The 26,203-nt window shown below is 45.3% G+C and carries 21 protein-coding genes; 10 read left to right on the top strand and 11 right to left on the bottom strand.

The genetic code is table 11. From position 1 onward, the window contains the following. Positions 1-40: 40 nt before the first annotated feature. The 4 genes from GCU85_RS03885 (at position 41) to dnaJ (ending at position 5,973) form a co-directional block, all read left to right on the top strand. Complete coding sequence (locus tag GCU85_RS03885; protein WP_152809561.1) at positions 41-1,573, top strand: response regulator; 1,533 nt, start codon at positions 41-43, stop codon at positions 1,571-1,573. Positions 1,574-1,660: 87 nt separating this feature from the next. After that, entirely contained in the window at positions 1,661-2,365 is a 705-nt protein-coding gene (gene grpE, locus GCU85_RS03880) for a nucleotide exchange factor GrpE (protein ID WP_152809559.1), read from the top strand. Positions 2,366-2,664: 299 nt separating this feature from the next. Then, entirely contained in the window at positions 2,665-4,623 is a 1,959-nt protein-coding gene (gene dnaK / locus GCU85_RS03875; protein WP_152809557.1) for a molecular chaperone DnaK, read from the top strand. Positions 4,624-4,839: 216 nt separating this feature from the next. After that, positions 4,840-5,973 carry a molecular chaperone DnaJ gene (gene dnaJ / locus GCU85_RS03870; RefSeq protein ID WP_152809556.1) on the top strand — a complete coding sequence of 378 codons (1,134 nt, stop codon included), beginning with the start codon at positions 4,840-4,842 and terminating at the stop codon, positions 5,971-5,973. Positions 5,974-6,109: 136 nt separating this feature from the next. Here the strand turns inward: dnaJ and argH are convergent, their stop codons facing one another. Beyond that, positions 6,110-7,516, bottom strand: coding sequence for an argininosuccinate lyase (argH, locus tag GCU85_RS03865; RefSeq protein ID WP_152809554.1), 1,407 nt, complete (start codon positions 7,514-7,516; stop codon positions 6,110-6,112). A gap of 317 nt (positions 7,517-7,833) precedes the next feature. Between argH and hemC the strand changes: the two genes are divergently transcribed. The 5 genes from hemC (at position 7,834) to GCU85_RS03840 (ending at position 13,856) form a co-directional block, all read left to right on the top strand. Then, positions 7,834-8,835 (top strand): hydroxymethylbilane synthase, encoded by a 1,002-nt coding sequence (gene hemC, locus GCU85_RS03860; RefSeq protein ID WP_235896215.1) that lies wholly within the window; start codon positions 7,834-7,836, stop codon positions 8,833-8,835. Between the two features lie 59 nt (positions 8,836-8,894). Then, positions 8,895-9,686, top strand: coding sequence for a uroporphyrinogen-III synthase (locus GCU85_RS03855; protein WP_152809552.1), 792 nt, complete (start codon positions 8,895-8,897; stop codon positions 9,684-9,686). Continuing rightward, complete coding sequence (locus GCU85_RS03850; protein WP_152809550.1) at positions 9,683-11,260, top strand: uroporphyrinogen-III C-methyltransferase; 1,578 nt, start codon at positions 9,683-9,685, stop codon at positions 11,258-11,260. Before GCU85_RS03855 ends, GCU85_RS03850 begins: the two co-directional genes overlap by 4 nt. A 16-nt stretch (positions 11,261-11,276) precedes the next feature. Then, complete coding sequence (locus GCU85_RS03845) at positions 11,277-12,710, top strand: heme biosynthesis HemY N-terminal domain-containing protein (RefSeq protein ID WP_152809548.1); 1,434 nt, start codon at positions 11,277-11,279, stop codon at positions 12,708-12,710. 66 nt (positions 12,711-12,776) lie between these two features. Next, complete coding sequence (locus GCU85_RS03840) at positions 12,777-13,856, top strand: AI-2E family transporter (RefSeq protein WP_218110521.1); 1,080 nt, start codon at positions 12,777-12,779, stop codon at positions 13,854-13,856. 52 nt (positions 13,857-13,908) lie between these two features. On the opposite strand, the gene GCU85_RS03835 is transcribed toward GCU85_RS03840, so the two are convergent. The 6 genes from GCU85_RS03835 to GCU85_RS10215 all read right to left on the bottom strand — a co-directional run bounded on the left by GCU85_RS03835 (position 13,909) and on the right by GCU85_RS10215 (position 19,126). After that, positions 13,909-14,463: a pseudouridine synthase gene (locus tag GCU85_RS03835; RefSeq protein WP_328592785.1), complete on the bottom strand. Its 555-nt coding sequence runs from the start codon at positions 14,461-14,463 to the stop codon at positions 13,909-13,911. A gap of 98 nt (positions 14,464-14,561) precedes the next feature. After that, positions 14,562-15,233 (bottom strand): flavin prenyltransferase UbiX, encoded by a 672-nt coding sequence (locus tag GCU85_RS03830; RefSeq protein WP_235896214.1) that lies wholly within the window; start codon positions 15,231-15,233, stop codon positions 14,562-14,564. Beyond that, positions 15,220-16,668, bottom strand: coding sequence for a UDP-N-acetylmuramate:L-alanyl-gamma-D-glutamyl-meso-diaminopimelate ligase (mpl, locus tag GCU85_RS03825; RefSeq protein ID WP_218110520.1), 1,449 nt, complete (start codon positions 16,666-16,668; stop codon positions 15,220-15,222). The genes GCU85_RS03830 and mpl overlap by 14 nt, the downstream gene beginning before the upstream one ends. Next, positions 16,616-17,524: an Hsp33 family molecular chaperone HslO gene (gene hslO, locus GCU85_RS03820; protein ID WP_152809546.1), complete on the bottom strand. Its 909-nt coding sequence runs from the start codon at positions 17,522-17,524 to the stop codon at positions 16,616-16,618. The genes mpl and hslO overlap by 53 nt, the downstream gene beginning before the upstream one ends. Continuing rightward, positions 17,521-18,978: an Asp-tRNA(Asn)/Glu-tRNA(Gln) amidotransferase subunit GatB gene (gatB, locus tag GCU85_RS03815; protein WP_268965613.1), complete on the bottom strand. Its 1,458-nt coding sequence runs from the start codon at positions 18,976-18,978 to the stop codon at positions 17,521-17,523. Before gatB ends, hslO begins: the two co-directional genes overlap by 4 nt. A gap of 19 nt (positions 18,979-18,997) precedes the next feature. Beyond that, positions 18,998-19,126: a hypothetical protein gene (locus GCU85_RS10215; RefSeq protein WP_268965612.1), complete on the bottom strand. Its 129-nt coding sequence runs from the start codon at positions 19,124-19,126 to the stop codon at positions 18,998-19,000. 252 nt (positions 19,127-19,378) lie between these two features. Between GCU85_RS10215 and GCU85_RS03810 the strand changes: the two genes are divergently transcribed. Beyond that, positions 19,379-20,710 (top strand): MFS transporter, encoded by a 1,332-nt coding sequence (locus GCU85_RS03810; protein ID WP_152809542.1) that lies wholly within the window; start codon positions 19,379-19,381, stop codon positions 20,708-20,710. 108 nt (positions 20,711-20,818) lie between these two features. Here GCU85_RS03810 and GCU85_RS03805 read toward each other — a convergent pair whose 3' ends face one another. The 4 genes from GCU85_RS03805 to GCU85_RS03790 all read right to left on the bottom strand — a co-directional run bounded on the left by GCU85_RS03805 (position 20,819) and on the right by GCU85_RS03790 (position 26,180). Beyond that, positions 20,819-22,933 (bottom strand): carboxy terminal-processing peptidase, encoded by a 2,115-nt coding sequence (locus GCU85_RS03805; protein ID WP_152809540.1) that lies wholly within the window; start codon positions 22,931-22,933, stop codon positions 20,819-20,821. Positions 22,934-23,011: 78 nt separating this feature from the next. After that, entirely contained in the window at positions 23,012-24,346 is a 1,335-nt protein-coding gene (der, locus tag GCU85_RS03800) for a ribosome biogenesis GTPase Der (protein ID WP_152809537.1), read from the bottom strand. Next, on the bottom strand, positions 24,343-25,530 hold the full coding sequence (gene bamB / locus GCU85_RS03795; protein WP_152809535.1) for an outer membrane protein assembly factor BamB: 1,188 nt from the start codon (positions 25,528-25,530) through the stop codon (positions 24,343-24,345). Before bamB ends, der begins: the two co-directional genes overlap by 4 nt. Next, positions 25,527-26,180 carry a YfgM family protein gene (locus GCU85_RS03790; RefSeq protein WP_152809533.1) on the bottom strand — a complete coding sequence of 218 codons (654 nt, stop codon included), beginning with the start codon at positions 26,178-26,180 and terminating at the stop codon, positions 25,527-25,529. Before GCU85_RS03790 ends, bamB begins: the two co-directional genes overlap by 4 nt. Positions 26,181-26,203: the final 23 nt, after the last annotated feature.

Below are 26,203 nucleotides of genomic sequence, written 5' to 3'. Positions count from 1 at the left end.
TAAAGCCCAACATGATGACATTCCAGCAGGACGGATAACGATGATAAAAAAAGACCCAGCCATAGTTTACGCGTTGGCCATTCAGTCTGATTTGGATGAAGCGCTTAAATATATCGGATTTGAATTAGGCGAAATGCTAGACACTAAACTCAGCCAAGTACAAATGGAAATGCTGGGTAAAATCATGCGGCTTTATCAAGAAATCAATAGCCTCACCGCACTCCAGCGTGCGAACTTTATTGCGGCCAATGACGAAGAAAGCCAGCTAAGCTTGGTTGATGTTGATGACTGTTTTCGACAACTAAAGCAACACATAAAAACCACGCTAGCACCCCGTCATATTTCGGTCAACACAGGCGCGCTTGATAAAATTGGCGTCACTTTCTTTCCGCAAAAAATCGTCGAACAGCTGACCCACTATATCACGCAACATATTTATCATGGCAATGAACAGGACACCTTGACCTTGTCAATGACCATCACTAACCGCCAAAAAAACCAATGCCAACTGGTGCTTAACTTGCAAAATGCTAATTACTATTCAACGGATTACGACTTGCAACGGTTTTTCAAAGGCGAATGCAATATTTTTGAGGGCGCCGACGAAGTGCAATATGCCAAACAGCAATTTTCTCAGCAAAACGGCGTACTGGACTATCAAGCCAACCAGCATGAGGGCGTTATTTTTAGCTTAACCCTACCTTGTTATTTATTCGCCGAAGCGGCAGACAAATATTTATTTTTTGAGAAAAACGAAGGTGCGCAAACGGCCGAACCCAACACCAAACTCGCCACTGACGCAGCCAATACAGCGGCAAATACCTTTTCGCACGACATTCCTGAAATCAAAGTCAATCCATCGCTCGCTGAGCTTAATTATACGCGCATACTTATCGTTGATGATAGCCGCGTTAGCCGCGAAGCGCTAAAATCGGTGATTCAAAGCAACCCTCGCTTTAAAATCGTCGAGACAAACACGGGCCGAGAAGCGATTGATTTAATGCTAAAAAGTGACTTTGATATCGTGCTGACCGATATTTATATGAATGACATGAATGGCATGGAATTCACCCGCCAAATTCGCTTTGTCCCTAGATACCAAGATGTGCCGGTTATTGGGCTGACTGCGGCAACTGACGAAGACCTAATCAATGAATTTAAACGTCATGGCGGCACGGATTTGATTACAAAGCCTGTCGACGAGAAAAAAATCATGCCGCTCATTAACCAATACGCCCTATCGTACGCACTCTATGACAAAGCAAAAGCTGATTTACACTCGAATGCAAACGAAGCATTACAGAGCAAATTAATGCGACTTTTCTTTAAAGAAATAGAAGACTTACTGTCTGCAATCGAAGACGGCGCCAGTATGGAAGCGCTCGCTGAAATGGCGCATAAATTAGTCGCCTCGGCTGAATATTGTGGTTATATGCTTGCGCACCGTCGCGCCAAACTCTTTGAGCGTTATGTCTTGCAAAAAGCCAAGACAAAAATTACCATCCAGGCACTAAACGACTTAAAAATTGCATTGCAGCTCAGTCAAAAACACTTGCTCAATAATTTTCATTAAATTTTCGCCCATCACCATTGCAATTATTGGTTTTGCCCCCAAATTGGTTGCATTCGCCAATGACTATATTGCAGAGGAAAACACACTATGACCAAAAAAACCATCGATAACACGCAGGCAAGCGCCAGCCACATAAACAGCGCTGACCCAGCCCAACATAGCGAAAACGAGGCATCACCTGAGAACAATCTCAATCACGGGGATGACACCACCCAAGAAACAAACGCAGAAAACCCATCACAAAGCACACAAGAAATTGACCAACTTGCTGATGACACTGATAATTTGTTAGAATTAGAAAATCAAATTAGCGCGCTCCAACAACAAGTTGATGACAATTTGAATCGCTATTTAAGCGCGCGCGCAGAGGCCGATAATATTCAAAAACGCGCACAACGTGATATTGAAAATGCGCACAAATATGCATTAGAAAAAGCACTACCTGATTTCATCAATATCAAAGACGCGCTAGAACTCGGCACACAAGCAGCCAAAACAGCAACACAAAATACTGAACAAGCCGCACTCGATAAATTTATCGAAGGCAGCGAAATGGCTATCCGCATGTTTCATGACTCGCTCACTAAGCTAGGTGTAATCGAAGTCAACCCACAAAATGAAGCCTTCAACCCCGAACACCATCAGGCCATGAGCCTAGTCGAAACCGACGAAATCGCACCTAACCATATCATTGATGTCATTCAAAAGGGGTATTTACTAAACGAACGGTTACTGCGCCCTGCGATGGTGATTGTTTCAAAGAAAATAACGCCGACTGACAACGCCGACTGACAAATACAGACTAAAAAATCAAACCACAGTTTGCGCCTACTCACGGTTTATTGATTGCCAATAAATTAACGCATCAATGACCTGGTATGGTTATGGTTATGGCATCGCATGACGATGGTATGACGATGGCATGGCGTCGCAACGAGCCAAACCGTGTTATTTAGTCATTTTGTGCTGGTTTTAGCGAATTTTATCCTATTTCAAGCAAATTAATCACCCAATTGACTTGAAAATAAAATCATCAGACACATATACAGACTATCGAAATTAATCACTATTTATATCTGAGGTAATTCATTATGGGAAAAATTATTGGTATTGACTTAGGGACTACAAACTCATGCGTTGCGGTCATGGAAGGCGATAAAGCACGCGTCATCGAAAATGCAGAGGGCGATAGAACCACCCCGTCTGTCATCGCATTTACCGAAGACGACGAAATTTTGGTCGGGCAATCTGCCAAACGACAAGCGGTAACTAACCCGCATAACACCGTATTTGCTATCAAACGTCTCATTGGTAGACGCTTTAGCGAAGATGAGGTGCAAAAAGACATCGGTCTTGTCCCTTACAAAATCGTCGCCGCCGACAACGGCGATGCGTGGGTGGAAATCAAAGGCAAAAAAATGTCACCGCAAGAGCTGTCGGCTAAAACACTCATGAAAATGAAAAAAACGGCAGAAGACTATCTCGGGCAAACCGTGACTGAAGCGGTTATCACCGTCCCTGCTTATTTTAATGATTCACAGCGCCAAGCCACCAAAGATGCGGGTAAAATCGCTGGCTTGAATGTCCTGCGAATTATCAACGAACCAACGGCTGCAGCACTCTCTTATGGACTAGATAAAGTCAAAGGTAAAGACGCAAAAATCGCCGTCTATGACTTGGGTGGTGGTACGTTTGATATTTCTATTATTGAAATTGCCGATGTTGATGGTGACGCGCAATTCGAAGTGCTGGCGACCAACGGGGATACCTTTTTAGGTGGTGAAGACTTTGACAAAGCCATCATCGACTATCTGATTGACACGTTCAAAAGCGAACAAGGCATGAACTTATCAAACGATCCACTCGCACTCCAACGACTGAAAGAAGGCGCTGAAAAAGCAAAAATCGAATTGTCTTCTTCACAGCAAACAGACATTAATCTGCCTTACATTACCGCCGATGCAACCGGCCCCAAGCACCTCAATGTCAAATTAACCCGCGCAAAATATGAATCACTGGTTAGCGAGTTAATTACGCGAACACTTGAGCCTTGTAAAATTGCACTTAAAGACGCCGGCCTAAGCAAAGCAGACATTACCGATGTCATACTTGTCGGTGGTCAAACACGCATGCCCAAAGTCCAAGAAGCAGTCGAAACCTTCTTTGGCAAAGCCCCTAAAAAAGACGTTAACCCAGACGAAGCCGTTGCCGTTGGCGCGGCGATTCAAGGTGGCGTTTTGGGTGGTGATGTCACTGATGTGTTATTGCTTGATGTCACACCGCTATCCTTAGGTATAGAGGTCGAAGGCGGTATCATGAATAAACTCATCGAGAAAAACACCACCATCCCGACCAAAGCCGAACAAGTTTACTCAACGGCTGCTGACAACCAAACGGCGGTAACCATTCATGTCCTGCAAGGGGAACGCGATGTTGCCTCAGGCAATAAATCACTCGGACGCTTTGATTTGACTGACATTCCACCAGCCCCTCGCGGCACGCCACAAATTGAGGTCACGTTTAACATTGATGCCAACGGTATTTTAAACGTCTCCGCCAAAGACAAAGGCACAGGCAAAGAACAATCGATTGAAATCAAAGCCTCTTCAGGACTTAGCGAAACCGAAATCGAAGCCATGATTAAGGATGCCGAGGCCAATGCCGAAAAAGACAAAGCCTATCACGAATTGGTGACGGTCAAAAATACCGCCAATGGTATGATTCACAGCGTAGAAAAATCGCTGAGTGATAACGCTGATAAATTCGACGATAACGAAAAAACAACGGTAGAAACCGCCATTAGTGAGCTAAAAACAGCCGTTGAAGGCGACAACAAAGACGACATTGAAGGCAAGCTAAAAGCGCTAGAAGGTGCCTTTGCACCTGTGGCTCAAAAACTATACGCCGATGCCGCCGCCCAAGACGAGCAGTCTAATGCGAGTGGCCAAGCTAACGCCAATAGCGATAGTGCCGACGATGTGGTTGATGCGGAATTCGAAGAAGTCAAAGACGACAAAGCAGACGACAAAGCAGATGGTAAAGCGAGCTAAATGAACGAAGCAATTAAGCGCTAATGACAATCTGACAATCTGACAATCTGACAATTTGACAGTCTGACAATCGTCTTTTTTTGGATAACAAAACCGCGCAGGCTACCAAGCAGACCATCGATACTGATCGGTGGTCTGCCCTATTTTTAGCCAACACAAAAAACCATCACAAAAAAAACAAACACACGTAAACCTTAACCACAGCCTAAAAATTACATGAGTAAACGCGATTTATACGAAGTCCTCGGTGTGGCAAAATCGGCCAATAAAGATGAGTTAAAAAAAGCTTATCGTAAACTGGCAATGAAATATCACCCCGATAGAAACCCCAACGACAAAGCGGCTGAAGCAAATTTCAAAGAGGTCAAAGAAGCCTACGAAATCCTGTCAGATGAACAAAAACGCCAAGCTTATGACCAATATGGTTTTGATGCCTTTACTGGTGGCATGGGAGGCGCAGGCGGTGCAGGCTTTGGCAATGCAGATTTTGGGGATATTTTCGGTAGCGTTTTTGGCGATATGTTTGGTAACGCAGGCGCTAGACGTGGCGGTAATCGACGCGGCAGCGATTTGCTCTATAGCCTCAGCATTTCATTAGAAGACGCCATTGCAGGCACGGAACAGACCATCAAGGTCCCAACGCAAGTCGCTTGTAAAACGTGTGAGGGTAGTGGTGCCAAAAAAGGCAGCAAGAAAAAGACCTGTACAACCTGTCATGGGCAAGGTCAAGTTCGCATGCAACAGGGTTTTTTCTCAGTACAGCAAACCTGCCCCACCTGTCACGGCAGCGGCGAAATCATCGAAGACCCTTGTGATGCTTGTCATGGCAAAGGCCGTATTCATGAAAATAAAACCTTGTCCGTCAAAATTCCAGCAGGCGTCGATGACGGCGACAGAATTCGCCTATCAGGCGAAGGTGAAGCTGGTGAAAACGGCGCACCAGCGGGTGACTTATTCGTAGAAATCGCGGTCAAACCGCACAAAATATTTACACGCAAAGGCAATGATTTATACTGTGAAATGCCGATGTCGTTTGTCACAGCCACTTTGGGTGGAGAAATCCAAGTACCTACCTTGACAGGCAAGGGCCACCTCAAAATCCCGGCGGGCACACAGACAGGCAAGCTATTTAAAATCAGCGGCAAAGGCGTTAAATCCGTGCGCAGCCATAGCACAGGGGATTTACTCGTGCGCGTAATTATTGAAACGCCAGTGAATTTAAACAAAGAACAAATGCGACTGCTAGAAGAATTACAAGACAGTCTGCAACAAGGCGGCACCAAACACTCGCCCAAAGAATCCAGCTGGGTCGATACCGTTAAAGGTTTTTTTGACAAAATGACCAAGTAGCTTTATGTCGTTTATTGGCCACTACTGCTGTTATCTGCATAGCTGTTATCTGCATAATCACGGCGTATAGCCAAGTCGCATAAACAAAGCGTATAGCCAAAGCGCATAACCAAAACGCATAACCACGGCAGAAAGCCTACCGCTTCACTGCCATCATCTCCGTTAAAAATACCTTAGCGGCATTGACTGCCGCGCTGACTTGCTCAGGTGCTGTGCCACCCACGTGATTGCGTGACTTAACCGATCCTTCAACACGCAAAATGTCATAGACATCGGATTCTATCATCGATGAATGTGTTTGCAACGCGGCTAAGTCTAGTTCATCTAATGCGCAATTTTCACGGATAGCCATTGCCACTGCTTTACCAACGACCTCATGGGCATCACGAAAAGCCACCCCTTTTTTCACGAGATAGTCCGCTAAATCTGTCGCCGTTGCATAGCCATTTTTCGCCGCCAACTTCATGGCATCACGATTGGCACGAATATGCGGAATCATGCCCGCAAATGCTTGCACACAGGCGCTGACGGTATCAATGCTATCAAATAAAGGGGTTTTGTCTTCTTGGTTGTCTTTATTATAGGCGAGCGGCTGTGATTTCATTAGCGTTAATAGTGTCATTAAATTGCCATAGACGCGCCCTGTTTTGCCACGCACCAACTCGGCAATATCGGGATTTTTTTTCTGTGGCATAATCGACGACCCAGTACAAAACCGATCGGGCAAATCAACAAATTGAAATTGCTGAGAATTCCATATAATCATTTCTTCGGCCATACGCGATAAGTGCATCGCCAAAATCGAGGCAGCACTGCAAAACTCAATGGCAAAATCACGATCAGATACCGCATCCAATGAATTGGCACAAACCGTATCAAATCCTAATAAATCGGCTGTTTGCTGACGATTAATGGGATAACTGGTTCCAGCCAGTGCAGCAGCACCCAATGGACATTGGTTTAGCCGTTCACGACAGTCAGTTAGGCGACTGGCATCGCGTTTGAGCATTTCAAACCAAGCCAACAGGTGATGCCCAAATGTCACCGGCTGCGCCGATTGCAAATGGGTAAAGCCTGGCATAATCGTATCCGTCTCTTGGTCGGCTAAATCAACAATGGCTTGCATCAAATACCCCAAATCCATGCGTAGCGTGTCAATTGCACCGCGTAGGTACAAGCGGATATCGGTGGCGACTTGGTCGTTTCTTGAGCGTCCTGTATGTAGTTTTTTGCCTGCCAAACCAATCAGCTCAGTCAAACGTGCCTCAATATTCATATGCACGTCTTCTAGTTCAGTTGACCACTCAAACGTGCCGTCATGGATGGATTGCTGGATTTGTGTCAGTCCTGTGTCAATATCGCTTAACTCTGCTGGGGTTAAAATCCCCTGTGCAGCTAGCATCGTTGCATGTGCACGCGAACCCGCAATATCCTGCATGGCTAAACGCTGATCAAAGTCAACCGATGCATTGAACTGTAAAATCAAGCCATCCATTGATTCGCTAAAACGTCCGCCCCACTGTTGATTGGTTTTTTTAGTCATTGCAACTACTACCCCGCGCTGGTTTGCTATTAAAATAACAGCGATTAAAAAAGATTAAATAAAATGAAAACGAAAATAACACAAAAATAAAACAAAAAATTTAAACGCCCATGACAATAGGCGTTCTCGGTTATTTTGTCAACTGCTTTATTACTCGCGAAAACTATGCTACGCTTTGCACTAATCGCTATAGAATCACTATCGCGATAACGAAAGGCGATAACGAAAGTTACAACGACGTCGTTAGTGCGTCATCATTATACCCTAAATCCTTGCATCAATTAACCGACACACATGCCAACTATCCTATCTATAATATGTCTATAACACCCATGTCCAAAACCATCAGAATTGCCACCCGAAATAGTCCGCTCGCCCTATGGCAGGCGAATTTTGTCAAAGCACAACTATTAAAACACCACCCCAGCTTATCTATCGATATTATCGGGATGACCACCCGAGGCGATCAAATCATTGATACACCACTGACTAAATTAGGCGGCAAAGGCTTATTCGTCAAAGAACTCGAAAAAGCCATCCTAGAAAATAACGCAGACATCGCCGTACATTCGATGAAAGATGTCGGCACACAATGCCCGCCTGGCTTATTCATCTCGACAATTATGGCTAGACACAATCCGTTTGATGCCTTTGTCTCAAATGACTATGCCAGCTTGGACGCGATGCCACCCAACAGCATTGTCGGTAGCTGTAGTCTGCGCCGCATTTGTCAATTACAAAAACACTACCCGCAATTGCAATTCACCCCCCTACGCGGCAACGTCAATACGCGTTTGCAAAAATTAGACGACCAACAGTACGATGCCATTATCCTTGCCGCAGCAGGGTTAGAACGACTGCAACTGACACAACGAATTCGCGTCGAAATCCCACCTGAAATTTGCTTACCCGCTATCGCGCAAGGCACCATTGGTATCGAATGCCGTCAATCCGATCAGCGTCTGCACGAAATGTTAGCGGTATTATCTGATACCGACAACACCATTTGCGCCACCGCAGAACGCACGATTAATGCTCGCTTGCAGGGTAGCTGCCAAACCCCTATCGCGGCCTATGCAACCCTACAAAACAGCCCAACCAATCACAGCCAACAAGCGACCCGAACACTACATTTAAAGGCGCTGGTCGGCACGCCTGATGGCCGCCTCATTTTATCGGCAGCCCAATCAACCACTATCGACGCCGATATGACCATTGACGCGCTACTTGAAAAGGCAACCACACTAGGAAACGCGGTTGCCGCGTCACTTGTCGAGCAAGGCGCAGCCGAAATACTGGCAACACTCAGTACGCCTTAGACAACCAGTGCCATATCCTGACTATACTGTTGAGCGACTAAAGCGATTGAATATCCACTATGACCACTAAGCCCACAGCATCACTCAATGTTTGGTCACCGAGACCCAGCGCAAAAGTGGCGCACAAGCTATCTGATACGGTGACCCTGTATGGCTTGCCTGCCATTCTCATCAAACCAATTCCCTTGTCTCAGGCGGCATTACAAAGGATTAACGAAAGTGACACCCTGATTTTTACCAGCCAATACGCCGCGACGCATGGGCTTTCGCAGATCAAGCAAACTGATATTGAATTATTATTGGGGCAAAAAACCGTGATTGCGATTGGTGAAGCCACTCGCCAAGCATTAGTCCGCCACGGCATCTCTGTCACACTCACGGCGCCAAGCCCTTTCTCTAGTGAATCGCTCATTGATGCGCTTAAAAAACATCCTAAAACAACCCATACAATGCCCCATACAATGCATACTATTGCCGTGATTGGCGGTGAGAATGGCAGGCGTTATTTACAAGACGCGCTGCAATCCGAAAAAAAAACCGTCACCAAAGTAGTCTGCTATAAACGCCAGAAAAATCCCTTATCGACCGAAGTTATGGTAGAATTCATAGAAAAGTATGGCATTAATGCCATGCTCGTTACCAGCTGTGATATTGCTGATGCCGCAGTTGCGCATTTACACGCGACTGGCGAATACAGCTACCAAGACTGGCCGACTTTTGTGCTGAGCGAACGTATTGCAACGCATTTAACTGCACTTGGTTTTAACCATATCATCACAGCTACTAATGCCAGTCAACAGGCATTAAACGAGACAATTTTAGTTTGGTGGAAACATAGGATAAGCGAATGAGCAACCATAAAAATAAAACCGGCAAAGCCGATGATAAAACAACCCAACAATCAAAAAAACCAACCGTAGATGACGAAAAAAATCTAACCGAAAAATCAACCCCTGCTTCTGACGCAGCAACTGATTCAGCAACTAATTCAGCAACTGATTCAGCGACTGATTCAGCAACTGACTCGAGCACTAAAACAAGCAGTCAAGCCAACGACAAAACAGCGTCTGCTCAGCAAACCGCATCCAAAAAACCCACCATAAACGACAAGGCAACCACGGGTGACAAGGCAACCATGAGTGACAAGGCAAGCGCAACGACTCATGCGCCATCAAAAGCCCCTTCACCCCCGCCGAAAAAATCACCGCTAACAGGCCTTGCATTGGCGGTTGGCTTAGGTGGCGCTGGTCTCGCTGGGTATAATTTTTTGACGCTACAAAACAACACAGCTGACGATTCCATCGCAACAATGACACAACAAGTCACGCAACAGATAGCAACCCTCGATGAAAGAGTCAACGCAATCGATAGCAATTTATCCGACAACCTTGCACAGCAACTCAATGAGTTTGCCGCTGAACAACAAAACTTGCAAGCACAAGCCGACCGATTTACCACCCGACTCAGCGAAGTCGAGCAACACCAAAATGGCCTACAAAAACTCATTGATAGTGGCCAAATTGGCAGTGCAGAAAGTAGTGCAGAAAGTACCGAACAAAGCAACCAAGCAGCCCAAGAAGCACTCAACGCCATCACGCAAAAAATCCAAGCATTAGAGCTCGTGCAACAGGGCATGGCGGACCAGCTAACCATGCTTGATGGCGCAAATAATACGAGTACTACGCAAACAGCCGACAACACAGACCAACTCGCCATACAAGAAATCCATTATTTACTGCGATTGGCTGATACGCAACTCACAATTGATGGCAATGTAGCGAACGCGATTGCCTTATTATCCAAAGCCAGCGAGCAGCTAAACCAATCAAGCATTCCATCAAAATCCATCCTTCAGCAAGCCTTTCGCAGCAAAATCATTCAATTACAAGGCGTTACCACGGATGATAAGTCGGCACTCAAAACAAACATCGAGCAGTTAGCCACCTACATCCCCGAACTCATTGGCCAAAGTAAAAGCAACGACACGCCTAATGAAACGCTTAATGAAATACCTAATGACTCACCCAATAATACTGACAATACAGCGGAAGCGCATGACAAAGCGAATAACAAAGCGAATGACAAGCCACTACTAAACAGGGTTACCGATGTGATTGTCAGCGGGGTGAAATATACGCCAAATGACCCCAACGCCATTGACATTAGTGCAGAGACGATACTGATTGAAAAACGGCTGCTATTGATGGATTTACATACCGCCAAATTTGCGGTATTGTCACAGAACACCCTGCTGCTACAAGAAAGTATTCAAGCAATCAAACAGCGTTTAACAACGGTATTTGCCGACAATGAGGCACAAGCAACGATGCTTTCAATGATTCAATCGATTGAATCATCCCAACTCGAAACGGTACTGCCTGATATCAATCCGCTCATTATGCAATTTCAACAAGCCACGTCATAGCATTTAGGAGTCCATTATGCGTTATGCAGTTATTTTAATCCTCTCTATGGTCGCGTTAGTATGGTTAGGTACGATGCTACACGACTACCAAGGCTATGTGACGGTCACACTACCTCAAGGTCGATACGAGATGCAATTATGGTACTTTGCGTTGGCTGTTTTGGTGACGGTGCTTGCCATTACACTGATTGTCAAAGTCCTCGCCCTGTTAATTCACTTGCCTCGAACCTTGCAACGATTTTCCAAAAATCACAAAAAACTCAAAGCCAATAACCTATTGCAAAAAGGCATGCAAGCCATGGGCAAAGGGCATTGGCGCCAAGCAGAAAAATACTTAGCCAAAGGCGCTAAAGTCGCTACCGCTTCAGCTCAGGATCCCACGCTATTTTGGACCAATGCCGCCGAAGCCGCACAAAACCAAGGCGCAGACGAACGCCGCAACCAATACCTTTTAGCGGCACGACAGTTAGCGGCTGAGGGCATTGATACGCTATCGGCAGCCCTAGTCGAAGCAGAATTACACCTCAAACAAAACCATCCCCAAAAAGCCATCGACGTCCTATTGACACATCATCATAGTCATTACTTAAATCCTAAATTAATCAGCCTAGAGATAAAAGCCTACACCCAGCTTGGTGACTATGAAAATACTTGGCTGCGGCTTAGCCACCTCAAAAAACATTTGCCCAACAAAGCCTCGTACACTGACAAACAAACCGAAATCGCAACCGCTTTGTTTCATTCGCATGAGACACCCTTGACTGCAATTGAAAAAGCGTGGCACGATTTGCCTAAGGCAGTCAAACAACAAGACAGTATGTTATTAAATTATGCCAGTGCATTGATACACCACGGAGAGACCGACAAAGCCGAAAAACTCCTCGAAAATGCCATTAAAGCCGAATTTCCAGACCCACTAATCCACGCCTATACGCAAATCGACAATGGCTCGAGTCGGCAAAAGCTAAAAAAAATAGAAAAATGGTTAAAGTATCACCCAAAAAATGCTTATCTCAACTATGGTGCGGCTAAATTTGCCTTTGCAAGCGATGAGTTAGAAGCCGCCAAAGTCTATGCCGAACAATCACTCACTGAAATTGCCTTGCCCGAAGTCCTCACACTATTGGGTGATATTTACGACAAACTGGGTGAGACAAGCCATGCGCTAAGCGCTTATAAAAATGCGGCCCGCATGACCTATGGTAACGAGGCCAAAAAATCCGTCTCGGGCGTTTTACTCACAGGCGCAACCAACTATTTATCCGATTCATCAAATTCACCGAATTCACCGAATTCGCTCAATCATGATACAGGGTCTGATGCAGGGCATGATAGAGGCCATGTTCAAGGCGGCAATGAAGATACTGCCGAAAACCCCGCTGAAAACACAGATATTGATAATATAGGCGATACCAACGACAAGTTAGCACCAAAAAAAACAACCTTTTAACACCCCCTATCGCGTAAATAAAAAACGGTTGGGGCGCTTAGATAATCACACAGGTTATATGCTGCAATGAATCAAATTTTTGACCCAATAAAACGGTTGTTACTTAATCAACAATTCACTGCCATGTTGATTTTTATTATTGCCATTGCATTGATTGTTATTTATGCAGGGAAAATACTCACCCCGTTTTTAGCCGCGCTTGTTATCGCTTATCTACTCGAAGGCATTATTTCTTGGTTTACCAAAAAACGAATACCACGAATCATTGTCGTCAATATTGTTTTTTTAACCTTTATTAGTTTTGTCATTGGTATCATGTTATGGGCTTTCCCCGAGATTGGTCGTCAAGCCAAACAAATTGGCAGCAATATTCCGCTGTATATCGAGGCAGGACAAGACATCATCCTAAAGCTACCCGAAAGATACCCTGATTTAATCAGCACCGAGCAAGCCAGCACCGCCGTTAGGCACATTAATCGTGAAGTCACGACTTTTGCTCAGACAGCGCTGTCTGGCGGCGTTATCAAACCGCTATTTTGGACAGTAACCGTTATCATTTATCTGATTTTAGTCCCTGTTATGGTTTATTTTATGCTCAAAGACAAACGCACTATTTTCAGCTATTGCAAACGTTACCTATCGGTTAGCAATCCATTACTCAAGTCAGTATGGCACGACGTTGATAAACAGATTGGCAATTACATCCGCGGCAAGTTTATTGAGATTTTAATCGTGTGGTTTGTCAGTTTTATCACCTTTACTTTATTTGAATTGCAATACGCGATGTTACTGTCGTTTATTGTCGGTATTTCTGTGCTAATCCCTTATATCGGCGCAACCATCGTCACATTACCGATTGCTATCGTTGCTTTTGTGCAATGGGGAATTGGTAGCCAGTTTTATTTATTGATGGGCGTTTATCTCGTCATTCAAATCCTCGATGGCAATGTACTCGCGCCGTTAATCTTTTCAGAAGCCGTCAATATTCACCCCGTGGCTATTATCGTGGCTATTTTGGTCTTTGGGGGGATTTGGGGATTTTGGGGGATATTTTTTGCCATTCCACTGGCAACCGTTATCAAAGCCGTGATTGATGCTTGGCACTCAGGCTTAGAAGAGCTGGAAATCACCAGTACCGATACGTAAAAATGCGGCATTATTTCTAGCGGTTGACGCAACGAATCACGCTGTAGGTCGGTTAGCGTTTTGATGCTTGATAGGTGATTTTTCGCGATTGCCCTGGTTGTAAATCCTGCAAATGCCAATCCCCAACAGACAGTCGAACCAAACGCAAGCAAGGAAATCCCACATGTGCTAGCATGCGCCTAACTTGGCGATTGCGCCCTTCGGTAATGGTAAGCTTTACCCACGAAGTGGGAATCTGCTGACGATAGCGAATCGGCGGATTTCTAGGCCATAGTTTTGGCGGGCCACATTTGACGGCTTTTGCAGGGCGTGTGATGCCGTCTTTTAAGCAAACACCCTGACGTAAATCAGCTAATGCCGATTTCGTTATTTCTCCTTCAACTTGCGCGAGATAGGTTTTTGGCTTGGCGTAAGCAGGATCGGTGATTTGTGCTTGGAGCCGCCCATTATTCGTTAAAATGAGCAGTCCTTCACTGTCATAATCTAAGCGTCCTGCAGGATAAAACCCCGTCACCTTAATGTAATGGCTTAAATTATCTCGACCTGAGTCGTCGGTAAACTGCGACAAGCAATTATACGGTTTATTCAATAGAATGATTGCTGGCACAGCCTCGCCTCCTCATTTCAATTGCAGTTCGGTTGCAGTTCGATTGCATCTCGGTTGTATCTCTGCTACACGTTGGTTGCGCATTGGTGCTAAGTTAATTACTTCCCCCATTCTTCAAGGAGCTGCTGGGGCACACCGAGGTGATCCAAAACCCGCGCCACCATAAAATCAATAATATCCATTATCGTTTCGGGGTGATGGTAAAACCCAGGATTGGCAGGCATAATAGTCGCACCTGCTTGGCTTAACCTTAGCATATTTTCTAAATGAATCGATGAGAATGGCGTTTCTCGCACGACAATAATGAGCGGTTTTTTTTCTTTGAGACAAACGTCTGCACTTCGGTTAATCAAGCAATTACTAACGCCTGCCGCGATCGCGCCTAGCGTGCCTGTGGTACAAGGAATAATGACCATGCCTTTAAGTTTTGCCGAACCTGAGGCAGGCGGCGCTAACCAATCTTGCTCACCAAAAACCTGTAATTGATTGGGCTCACACTGAAAATAATCGATTAATCGTTTTTGAATTTCCTTTGGACGATTGCTGAGTTTAAGCCCCTCCTCCATCGCAAGCACCATCAGACCCGCTTGTGAAATCATAAGATAAACCTGCTCGCCAGCATGCAATAATTGCGCTAACAAACGCAGTGCATATTTGCCGCCCGAAGCGCCTGTTATCGCTACCGCGACAGGCATCTTGGTTGATTTTTTTGATTCCGTTAACGTTGCATCGGCTACTTTCTCAGTACTATCAGAATTAGGCGCTGTCATAGGTGTCTCTCAAGGTAGATATTAATTGCTCATGCAGTCCAAAAAAATGACCATTACTCATAATAACGACCGTATCATCGGGTCGTAATGTATCGATTAAGTCAGCAAGCAATTGCGCTATGTTGTCGTAAATCAACGGCGCCGTTGCCCAAACGTCTGAATTTATTGCTGGATGAGTTGCTTTATCCGCACCTCCAAGGATATCCCAGCTGATGCTTGCATCGCGATAAATAAACGTCTTATCTGAATCAACAAACGCCGCTGGCAAACTGTCGCGATGGACCCCCATCTGCATCGTATTAGAGCGTGGCTCAAACACACTAATGACACGCTTATTGGGTGCTTGTTTTTTTAGCGCCGCCAGCGTCATCGCAATGGCAGTCGGATGATGCGCAAAATCGTCGTAAATCGTAATGCCATTAATGCAGGCGAGCGCTTCTAAGCGGCGCTTAACCCCTTTAAAACTCGCCAAGGCCGCCATGGAATCAGTCATACTCACACCAGCAGACTGAGCCGCCAAAGCAGCGTGTAGTGCATTGCTGTAATTGTGCTCGCCAATCAAGTTATCAGGCAGTGTCGCAAGCAGTGAACCATCTGGATGCAATAGCTGATTGCCTTGCCGCAATACCGTCTCGCCAACTTGGATTTGCGCTGACCAAACCCCTTTTGCCCTAACCGCATCAACGGTATCCCCTGTGCCAAAAATCACAGTTCCCTGTGGCGGAACCAGTCTAACCGCATAATGAAATTGTCGCTGGATTTGCTGTAAATCATCATAAATATCAGCATGATCAAACTCTACATTACCGATGACTAACGTATCGGGGGCATAGTGTACAAATTTGGGGCGTTTATCAAAGTAAGCGGTATCATATTCATCCGCTTCAATGACAAAATAGTCCGACTCTCCGAGTGCAGCTGAATGATCAAAGCCCTGCATCACACCGCCAACAAGATAGCCTGCCGCAATGCCTTGTTGGTATAGGATATGAATCAGCATCGCCGTGGTCGTGGTTTTACCGTGCGTTCCTGCCAGTGCAAAGACATGGCGCTGTTTTAGCACTTGTTCGCCCAACCATGCCGCCCCAGAGGTATAAGGCAATCCGTGCATTAGCATGGATTCAATCAATGGCATACCGCGTTTACACACATTGCCAACGACTACCAAGTCAGGCTGTACTGCTGCCCAAATATCTTTATCATAGCCGTGATAAGTGGTCACACCCATTTCAGCCAACTGGTGAGACATGGGCGGATAAAATGCCGCATCCGAGCCGCTGACTTCATGCCCAAGTGCATGCGCTATCCTCGCAAGCCCTGCCATAAATGTTCCACAAATACCGACAAAATGAATGTGCATAGTCAACGATAAGGTAACTGGATTAATTGGGATGTTGACGATTTGCCAACAACGCTTGAATGGTTGCCGCATCATGGCGGTAAGTCTGACCGCAAAAATCACAAGCAATGTTGATAGCAGTGTCCTTGTGGATGATGTCCTCTAATTTGCTAACAGACAAACTATTGAGCATCATTAACGTTCTTTCTTCACTGCACGTGCAGTCAAAATTTGGGTGTGATTCTGGGAAAATGACCACTTCGTCTTCGGCAAACAACCGCTGTAGCTTTGTTGGCAAGTCAATGGCTCTTAACTCACGCAAGGAAAACGTGTTCAACACATAACGCAAGCGCTGCCAATCATCTTCGCTGGCATCACATTGCGGCATCGCTTGTAACAGCACACCGCCAGCCTGTTGATCATTTGCACGCAACACGAGTAGTGTCTTTAGTTGTTCGGATTGATTGAAATAAAATTCAATATTCTCAGATAACGCATCGGCCTGCACACCAACCAAGCCTTGGTATGGCTGTTTTTCGTGTTTATTTTCTAGGGAGATAGCGATGATGCCATTTTCAGTAATCGTGCTTAACTGGTTGGTTTTGATTGGTTTACATTGGGCTAATGCACGAAAAGCCAATTGATTATCACTTTGTACCACGACCAAACGCAAATCGCCTTCGCTTTGTAATTGCAACGTCAAACGTCCATCAAATTTGATATTGGCAGTCATTAGCAACGTTGCCGCGGTGGCTTGACCCAGTAATTCGGTCATTTGCGGTGGGTAGGGACGGCGGTTTAACACCTCTTGCCAGCTCGATTGCAGCGACACAATCGCGCCGCGAATGGCTAAATCCTTTAACAAAAATTTTTGCAAACTATCAAGGCTATCAGCGCTATCAGCACTATCAGTATTACCAGCACTGCCAACCGTATTAATCTGATCAATCATGATGTTGATGCCTTTTTCCGAATCAGTTCATTGACCAACTTAGGGTTAGCTTTGCCTTGGGTTTTTTTCATCATTTGTCCGACAAAAAACGCCATCATTTTATCGTTACCTTGTTTGAAATCTTCAAATTGCGCACCATGAGCGGCAAGCATCTCATCGACTATCGCCGCTAATTCTGAGGCATCAGACATTTGCGACAACCCTTTGTCGTTAATGACTTGCTGTACGTCGGTTTCACCTTGCCAGAGCGCGGAAAATACCGTTTTTCCTGCTTTACCCGAAATCGTTCCGTCATTGACACACTGGATTAATTGCGCAAATACGGGTGGGGTAATCGGCGCGTTTTGGATAGCCAACCCTTCGGCTTTAAGGCTGGGTAATAAATCGCTAATCATCCAATTTGCCACCATTTTTCCATTGCCTTGTTGACTAGCGGACTCAAAATACTGCGCCGTTTCATAAGTCTCGACCAGCAACACGGCATCTTCATGTTTAATGCCGTATTCAGCATGGTAGCGCGCGATTTTACTAGCCTGTAACTCAGGCATTGCACTGCGAATTTCAGCCAGATAGGCTTCACTCAGTTTAACGGGCGCTAAATCAGGGTCTGGGAAATAGCGATAGTCATTTGCCGTCTCTTTGCTACGCATTGCGCGCGTCTCGCCTGCATCGGGGTCGTATAATCGTGTTTCTTGCACCACAGTTTTGCCCACGGCTAACAAGTCTTGCTGGCGTTCGACTTCATAATTAATGGCCTGCTCAATAAACCGAAATGAGTTGAGATTTTTAATTTCTGTTCGGGTGCCGAGCGCGGTTTGCCCCTTCGGTTTTATCGATACGTTGGCATCGCATCGAAACGAGCCTTCTTGCATATTGGCATCAGATATACCCAAATAACGTACCAACGAGTGAATTTTCTTCATATAAGCGACGGCTTCTTTGGCACTGGATAACACCGGCGCTGTGACAATCTCAATCAATGGCGTGCCTGCGCGATTTAAATCAATCCCCGACATCCCTGCAAAATCTTCGTGCAATGATTTCCCCGCGTCTTCCTCTAAATGCGCACGCTCAATTTGAATCGTTTTAAACGTACCATCATCACACTCAATCTCAATTTCACCATGTTGCACAATAGGATGCGTCAGTTGAGATATTTGATAGCCTTTGGGTAAATCTGGGTAAAAATAGTTTTTACGGTCAAACACACAATGGTTGGCGACCGTTGCATTAATCGCAAATCCAAATATCGCCGCTTTGCGAACCGCGGCTTCGTTTAACACGGGCAGCACGCCAGGCATCGCTAAATCAATGAGATTGGCTTGGGTATTAGGTGGCGCACCAAATGCCGTTGGCGCGCTCGAGAATAGCTTAGATTGTGTATTTAATTGGACATGAATTTCCAAACCGATGACGATATCGTATTGCATAGTTCCACTGTTTATTTGATACAAAATAGATGCCTATTCTACCTTATTTTCGCGGGATTTGGCGAAAGGCATCAATAATTCTTTGCCTAGCAGCAACGACAGAAAAATACAAACAAACGCAGAAAAATGCAGAAAAACACAAATATCCACCGCCTTGCTGCCAGCGTTTCATGCTATCGGTGTTTCATGCTATCGGTGTTTCATGCTATCGGTGTTTCATGCTATCAGTGTTTCATGCTATCAGTGTTTCATGCTATCAGTGTTTCATGCTATCAGTGTTTCATGCGACCGGTGTTTGATAGCAACAGCTGCCATTGCCTTATTTTTTAGCCCCTAGATTTTATGAACGCATTTAGCGTGGAAAATGCTATAATCTATCGCTCATTTGACCTGATGACTCCAGCCATACAACCGGTATACCCCATTGAATTATTTCAGACAACTATTTCAACCTAGCCTTATCCGTATATTTTTACTCGGCGTTTGCAGTGGCTTTCCTTGGGTATTGATTGGCTCAGCATTGACAGGTTGGCTAACGGATGCGGGGCTTACACGCTCAGCTATCGGATTATTTGGCGGTATTTTTGTCGTTTATGCAATTAATTTTTTGTGGGCACCGCTACTCGATCGGTTTTATCTACTACCTAAAAAATGGTGTACCCAGCGCAAATCATGGATTATCACTTTGCTGATGGCAATGGGGATTTTGTGTTTTTGCATTGCCCAGCTTAACCCCAATGCCAACCTCAAATTACTCGCACTACTCGCCTTTGGTATTGCGGGATTAAGCGCAACAATGGACGTTGCCATTGATGCATATCGTGTCGAGCATGCCTTGGGGAATAAAATCCCCCTCGCGGCAGCCATGGCAGTTAGTGGTTGGTGGACAGGCTATAGCTTATTAGGTGCATTTGCCTTTTTCTTAAAAGGCGAAACATCGCTTGATTGGGCTGAAATTTTTATTTGGATGAGTGGGTTTTGCTGGTTTATGGCGGTTGTTGTTATGCTGACCATCAAAGAGCAAGCCAACGATAGACAAATGCGCTACCAAGCCGAAGAACAATCGCTTACACAACAATCGCTTACAAAACAATCTAGACACCAACAATACCCACGGATTATTGCGCGAATACTGGTGACGATTATCCTACCATTCAAAGACTTGGTAGCGCGCCACGGCATGCGTGTCATCCTGTTACTGCTCTTATTTTTATTCACCTTTAAAATGGGCGAAGCATTTCTTGGGCGTATGTCGATTACGTTTTACAAAGAAATCGGTTATACCAACACGCAAATTAGCAAATATTCAAAAATGGTCACCTGGGTTATTACGATTGTTTTTACTCTAATCGCGGCTTATCTCAACGTCAAACTCGGCGCATTCAAAGGGCTATTGATTGGTGGAGTGACCATGGCGGGGACGAATTTATTATTTGCCTTAATTGCCGTGATTGGTCCTAATGAGTTGGCGTTTTTCTTTGCCGTTTTATTCGATGGATTTACGTCTGCCTTTGCGACGGTGGTGCTCGTGAGTTTTATCACGCATTTGACCAGCACGACCTTCTCAGCCAGCCAATACGCGCTGCTTGCCTCTATGGCGAACTTTGGGCGCACATCGGTATCATCTGCCAGTGGCTTTGTTGTCGATGGTTTAGATGGCAATTGGGCGCTATTTTTCGTCTTAACGACGCTGATAGTTATACCTAGCCTATTGATTCTCGTTGCACTACAGCGCGCGATTAACGCCCGCGATTAACGCCCACAATTAGCGTCTGCGATTTAGCGTCCGAAATTAACACCCGTGATCTAACGTTATAGCCGATGAAGGCTAACCCAATGAAGGCTAACCCAATGAAGCCTAACCCTATTCACTGGCCGATTTCTTTCCAGCGACTGTTGATTCTGCTGGCTGCTCGGTAATTAATTCAATATAATCAGAGACCGTCTCAAGTGCAATATCAAGTATCGCATCAACTTGGTAGTCCTCATCGGCTTGTTTTTCAGCCTCGCTTTTATCGGTTTCTTTTTTATCGAGATCATCTTCGGTCAATAAAGGATAGCCGTAAATTCGTCGATAGTTATTTTGCAACGCCAGTAATTTTTCTTGGCGGGTGGTTTTTTCGGATTGGCGTTTCGCCAAATCCAGCGAGAATGATTTTTGGTCCATTAATTGCTTCTCATACGCATGAATCGCAATCAAATTTTGAAGAACGGGGTTTTCTTGGTTCTTTTTGTCGTAACGTGTTTGTAGCGCAGGTAAAATCGGCTTTACCAGCAAAAAGTCTGGATGCACGACCGATTGGATCGTTCGCCAAGGCAACGCAAATGCTTCTTCGCTCTCGCCATAAGGCATTAGGCTTTCTGCATTCGGGATATAGATATCAGGCTTAACCCCTTTTAATTGCGTCGAACTGCCGTTGATGCGATAAAACATCGCAATCGTCATTTTTAACTTACCTAGCTGGTTTTTAAATGTAGGGATAAAGCGTTCTAAATCAATAATATTCTGCACACTACCCTTGCCAAAAGTCGGCTGCCCCAACACCAAACCTCGGTCGGTATCTTTAATCGCGCCTGCAAAAATTTCTGAAGCAGAAGCCGATTGGTTATTGATTAACACCGCCAGCGGTCCAGCATAATAAGTTTTGTTGTCTTCGTCTTCGTGGACAGTCAGGTCCCCATCGGCACGGCGCACCTGCACGACTGGACCTTTATCAAAAAATAATCCCGTCAAATTAACCGCTTCTTCTAGTGCCCCTCCGCCGTTATAGCGCAGATCAATCACTAATCCATCGATTTTTTCTTTTTCAAGTGCATCAATTAATACTTTGACATCTTCGGTCGTAGAACGATACGCTTTATCACCACGACGTACCGCTTCAAAATCTAAATAGAAACTGGGAATAGTAATGACACCCAGCTGATATTTTTTACCTTCTCGTTCAATGGTTTTAATTTCAGATTTAGCGGCTGATTCTTCTAAATTAATCTTATCGCGAATCAACGTGATTTCGTCGATTTCATCGCTATGCGCACGTTGCAGACGCAAGCGCACCGTTGAGCCACGTTTTCCCCGAATCAATTTGACTGCATCGCGCGTTAACCAACCCACAATGTCTTCCATTGGGCCATCTTTTCCTTGCGCAACCCCTAAAATTTTATCACCTGATTGAATCTGCCCTGATTTTATTGCGGGACCACCAGGAATTAATTTGGTGATGGTGACTAGCTCTTCTTCCATCGTCAACTGCGCACCGATACCCTCCAAAGACAAACTCATGTTAATGTCAAAGTCTTCACTCGATACGGGAGAAAAATAGCTCGTATGCGGGTCATACACCGCTGTCATTGCGTTAGCAAAGGTCTGAAAAATTTCATCCGAATCAACACGCTGCAACCGTTTTTTAATATTTTCGTAGCGTTTTTTTAGTGTTTCTCTGGCTTTTTCATCATCTTGGCTCGCCAAACGCAATAAAATCCATTCATTTTGCACATGCTGTTCCCAGCGTGATTGGCGCGCGGCCTCATCTGTTGCCCACGGCATATTGTCGTAATCGGTATTAATCGCGTCTGTCCGCTGTTCGGACATTGGTTTTTCTAAGTGACGCAATACCCAATCAATCTGCGCTATTCTGGCCTGCTTGTGACGCATGTAAATATCAAAAATAAAATTCAAATCGCCTTTGTGAACAAAATCATCGATGGTTGTTTCGTACTGCGAAAAATAATCAACGTCCTTTTTTGTAAACAATAGCTTGCGATAGTCAAGCATCTCTAGATACTTAGCCAATACAATCTTGGACTGCGCATCATCGAGTAGTTGGCTTTGGTAGTGGTGTTGAGCCAAAAAGGCATCCATTAGCTTTAATTGCGCACTGTGCTTTGCTTCTGGTTTTGCTTCTAGTTTGACATCTGGCTCAACTTTGGCCTGTGCCAATGAGGCAAATACACATAAAATAAGAATCAATCGACTCAACATAATTTCTCCTGGCGATTTTGGGTAATAATTTTGGGTAATAATTCAGTAAGTAATCATTTAACAATTATGCAAGCATAACTAGTGCGTAAAGGGGTTTGACGATTCCTTTAACTGGAATCGAATGGGCGTGCCATATAGCCCAAACTTTTCACGCATCCCTTTTTCCAAATAGCGTAAGTAAGACGCCTGCAAATGACTCAATCGACTGCCGTGAATCACGATAATCGGTGGGTTTTTACCGCCTTGGTGTGCATAGCGCATCTTGACAGAATAACCGCTCACTAACGCTGGCTGGTGCTTATGAACTAATGCTTGCAAGTGTGTGGTTAACTGATTGGTTGATAAATCAGCAAAAGACGCCGCATGCGCCGTACAAACAGATTTTAGCACATCACGGATGCCCGTGCCATGCAGTGCGGAAATATAATGAATTTGCACGTAATCAATAAAGTGTAGTTTTCTGGCAAGCTCATCTTTGCGTTTAAATTTTTCGTAATCATTCATGTGATCCCATTTATTAACCGCGACCACTAGTGCTTTACCTGCATCCACCGCCACACCCAATAAGTGCGCATCCAAATCACCGATACCCTCGTGTGCATCCAGCATCAATAACACGACATTCGCCTGTTCGATAGCCTGTAGCGTTTTAATAACGGATATTTTTTCAATATGCGCATCGACACGGGATTTACGACGCACACCCGCTGTATCAACCAAGGTATAGTCTTGGTCATCGTAGGTAAAAGGAATCGCAATGCTATCGCGTGTCGTGCCAGCTACCTCTGAAGCAATAACGCGGTTTTCCCCTAAAAATCGATTAATTAACGTAGACTTGCCTGCATTGGGGCGACCAATCACCGTTAAATTTAACCGTTTGGGTCGTATTTCGTCGTTTGGCTTATAATCGCTGGCAAAATCACTCAGCACCAACTCCATCAATGGGTTTACGCCTTTTTTATGTGCAGCGGATACGCCATGCGTTTGCTCGATGCCCAACGCATAAAATTCGGCCATCAATAAATCCCTGTCGCCAGTATCAATTTTATTAATCAGCAAATAAAAGGGTTTGTTTTGCTGCCTCAAATACTCGACAATCGCATAGTCATCGGCTTGCAGCCCTTCTTTGGCATCGACCAAAAAAAACACCGCATCACATTCAGCCACGGCTAAACGGGCTTGCTGGTCAACGGCATTATCAAGCCGTTCGACATCCCGTAGCATCCCGCCAGTATCGACTACCCAGTAAGGACAAGGCCCTATTTTCCCAAATCCATACTGGCGATCTCGCGTCACGCCAGGATAATCCGCCACCAGCGAATCTCTAGAGCGAGTGAGTAGGTTAAACAGTGTCGATTTCCCTACGTTAGGACGCCCAACCAATGCAATAATGGGCATGATAAATTCATTCATTTTGCGCTTAACTCAATCTGTGTTAAGCGACCATCCCGCGTAAAGGTCAACCAACGATTTTGGTCAAATCGTAGCGGCGCAATATGTGCACGTGACTTGCCCACCGACTCATACGCTAGTAGGCTGCCGTCTTGACTGTCTAAAGCCACCAACTGTCCATCCATGTCAACCGTCAACAAATGCACGCCGTCACCTGATAACGGTGAAATTCGTCGGCCTTTTAATACCTCACTTTGCCATGCCACTTTGCCGTCTTTTTGATTGAGCGCATAGATAATGCTATCTTTATCGACAACATAAACATAACGCGAATCAGCAAACAAATCTAGTGCAGATGCCACCGCTTGCTCCCAAACCAAACCGCCTGACTGCAAGTCAATCGCCAGCGTCTTGTGACGATACGCACTGAGAAATAAAACACCTTCGTTAATCGTTGGGGTTGCAAGCAAGTCCGCGATACGCTGGACTTCTGTCATCCCTCGACCAATCACGACTGGCGCCGTTAATACGGGTCGGCCATCAGCGATAGACAATACCGTAATTGTGCCGCGTCCATTGGTAAACAACAGGACTTCGCCCAAGTTCAGGGCCTCGGCATTCCCGCGAATGGTGAGGTCTGCAACGCCAATATCTTGTTTCCATAGTACTTCACCACGATCAGCCGTCAATGCAGTCACTTGCCCATCAATCGTTCTCGCAATCACACGACCGTTGGTCACGGTTGGGCTGGCAATAATTTCAGTGCTCAATGGGTAAGACCATAATGGGCTACCGTCTGTGCTAGAAAACGCCATTAATACCCCATTTTCTGTCCCCACAACCAAAGCTGTCGAACTCGTTGCCGAATTCGTTGCTGGACTCGTTGTATCGCCTGCCACCCCTGCACTAATGGCGTGACCTAATTGCCGCTGCCATTGGCGCTCACCCGTGTCTAGCGAAAAGGCACGCAACAGCCCGTCCGCACTGACCATATAGACCCTATCGCCAATGACTTTGGGGGTCAGCCTTAGGGTGCTGTCGGCTGTGCCTTTGCCTATTTTTTGTTGCCAATGTCGTGATACGTTGACTTCATTTGGATTAGATGGCAACTTTTCTGGTTCAGCCAAGTTAGGCTCTCCCAAAAAAAAGCCGCTACATCCAGATAATAAGGTGGCGAATAAGCCAAGTAGTATCAGTCGGTTCATTGGGTATCCGCTTGTGCTTTTTTAATATTGACAATGTCCAATCGCTGCTGGACCAGCTGCGGATTAATCAAATCCGAAATGGATTCATAAGCCGAAATCGCTTGTTCAAATTGCGCATCGGCTAAATAGATATCACCTTTGAGCAAATTGGCTTCATCCATAAAATTTGTCGATTCGACGCGAGACAAGGCTTCAACGGCTTGCGTCACCTCGCCCATCTCTGCCAGCACTCTTGCTTTTCTGATTGATGCCATTTGCTGATAAGCGGCGTCTGGTGCATTGGCGATTAGCCAGTCGTATTGTGCCAATGCCGCTTTATAGTCTTTGCTATCAAAATAATGTTTGGCAAGCGACAGCGTGGCAACCGTCGCAAAACCTGTCTTGGCTTGGTCATTTTGTTGCTGCATGGCAGTCACTGAATTAAGCGCTGTCTCTGTCGCATTATCTGTTAGCGCCGCCTCAACAGCAGACAAATTCATTGCCGCATCATTGTACGTTAGAAACTGGCGCTTTTTATAGTATTCAAGCCCATAAACCAAACCAATCGCACCACCAACGGCGAGTACCGCGACTAACCAGTAATCTTTGATAAACTGTTTGACTAACTCTTCGCGTTCTTGTTCGGTGCGGTCTATTTCAATTTTATCCATCGTATATTCCTATGACGTTTAAA

Origin of the sequence: Ostreibacterium oceani, from assembly GCF_009362845.1 — a bacterium.
Taxonomy (GTDB): domain Bacteria; phylum Pseudomonadota; class Gammaproteobacteria; order Cardiobacteriales; family Ostreibacteriaceae; genus Ostreibacterium; species Ostreibacterium oceani.
Note: the sequence above shows the minus strand (reverse complement) of the source record. Positions and strands in the feature narration are given on the sequence as shown.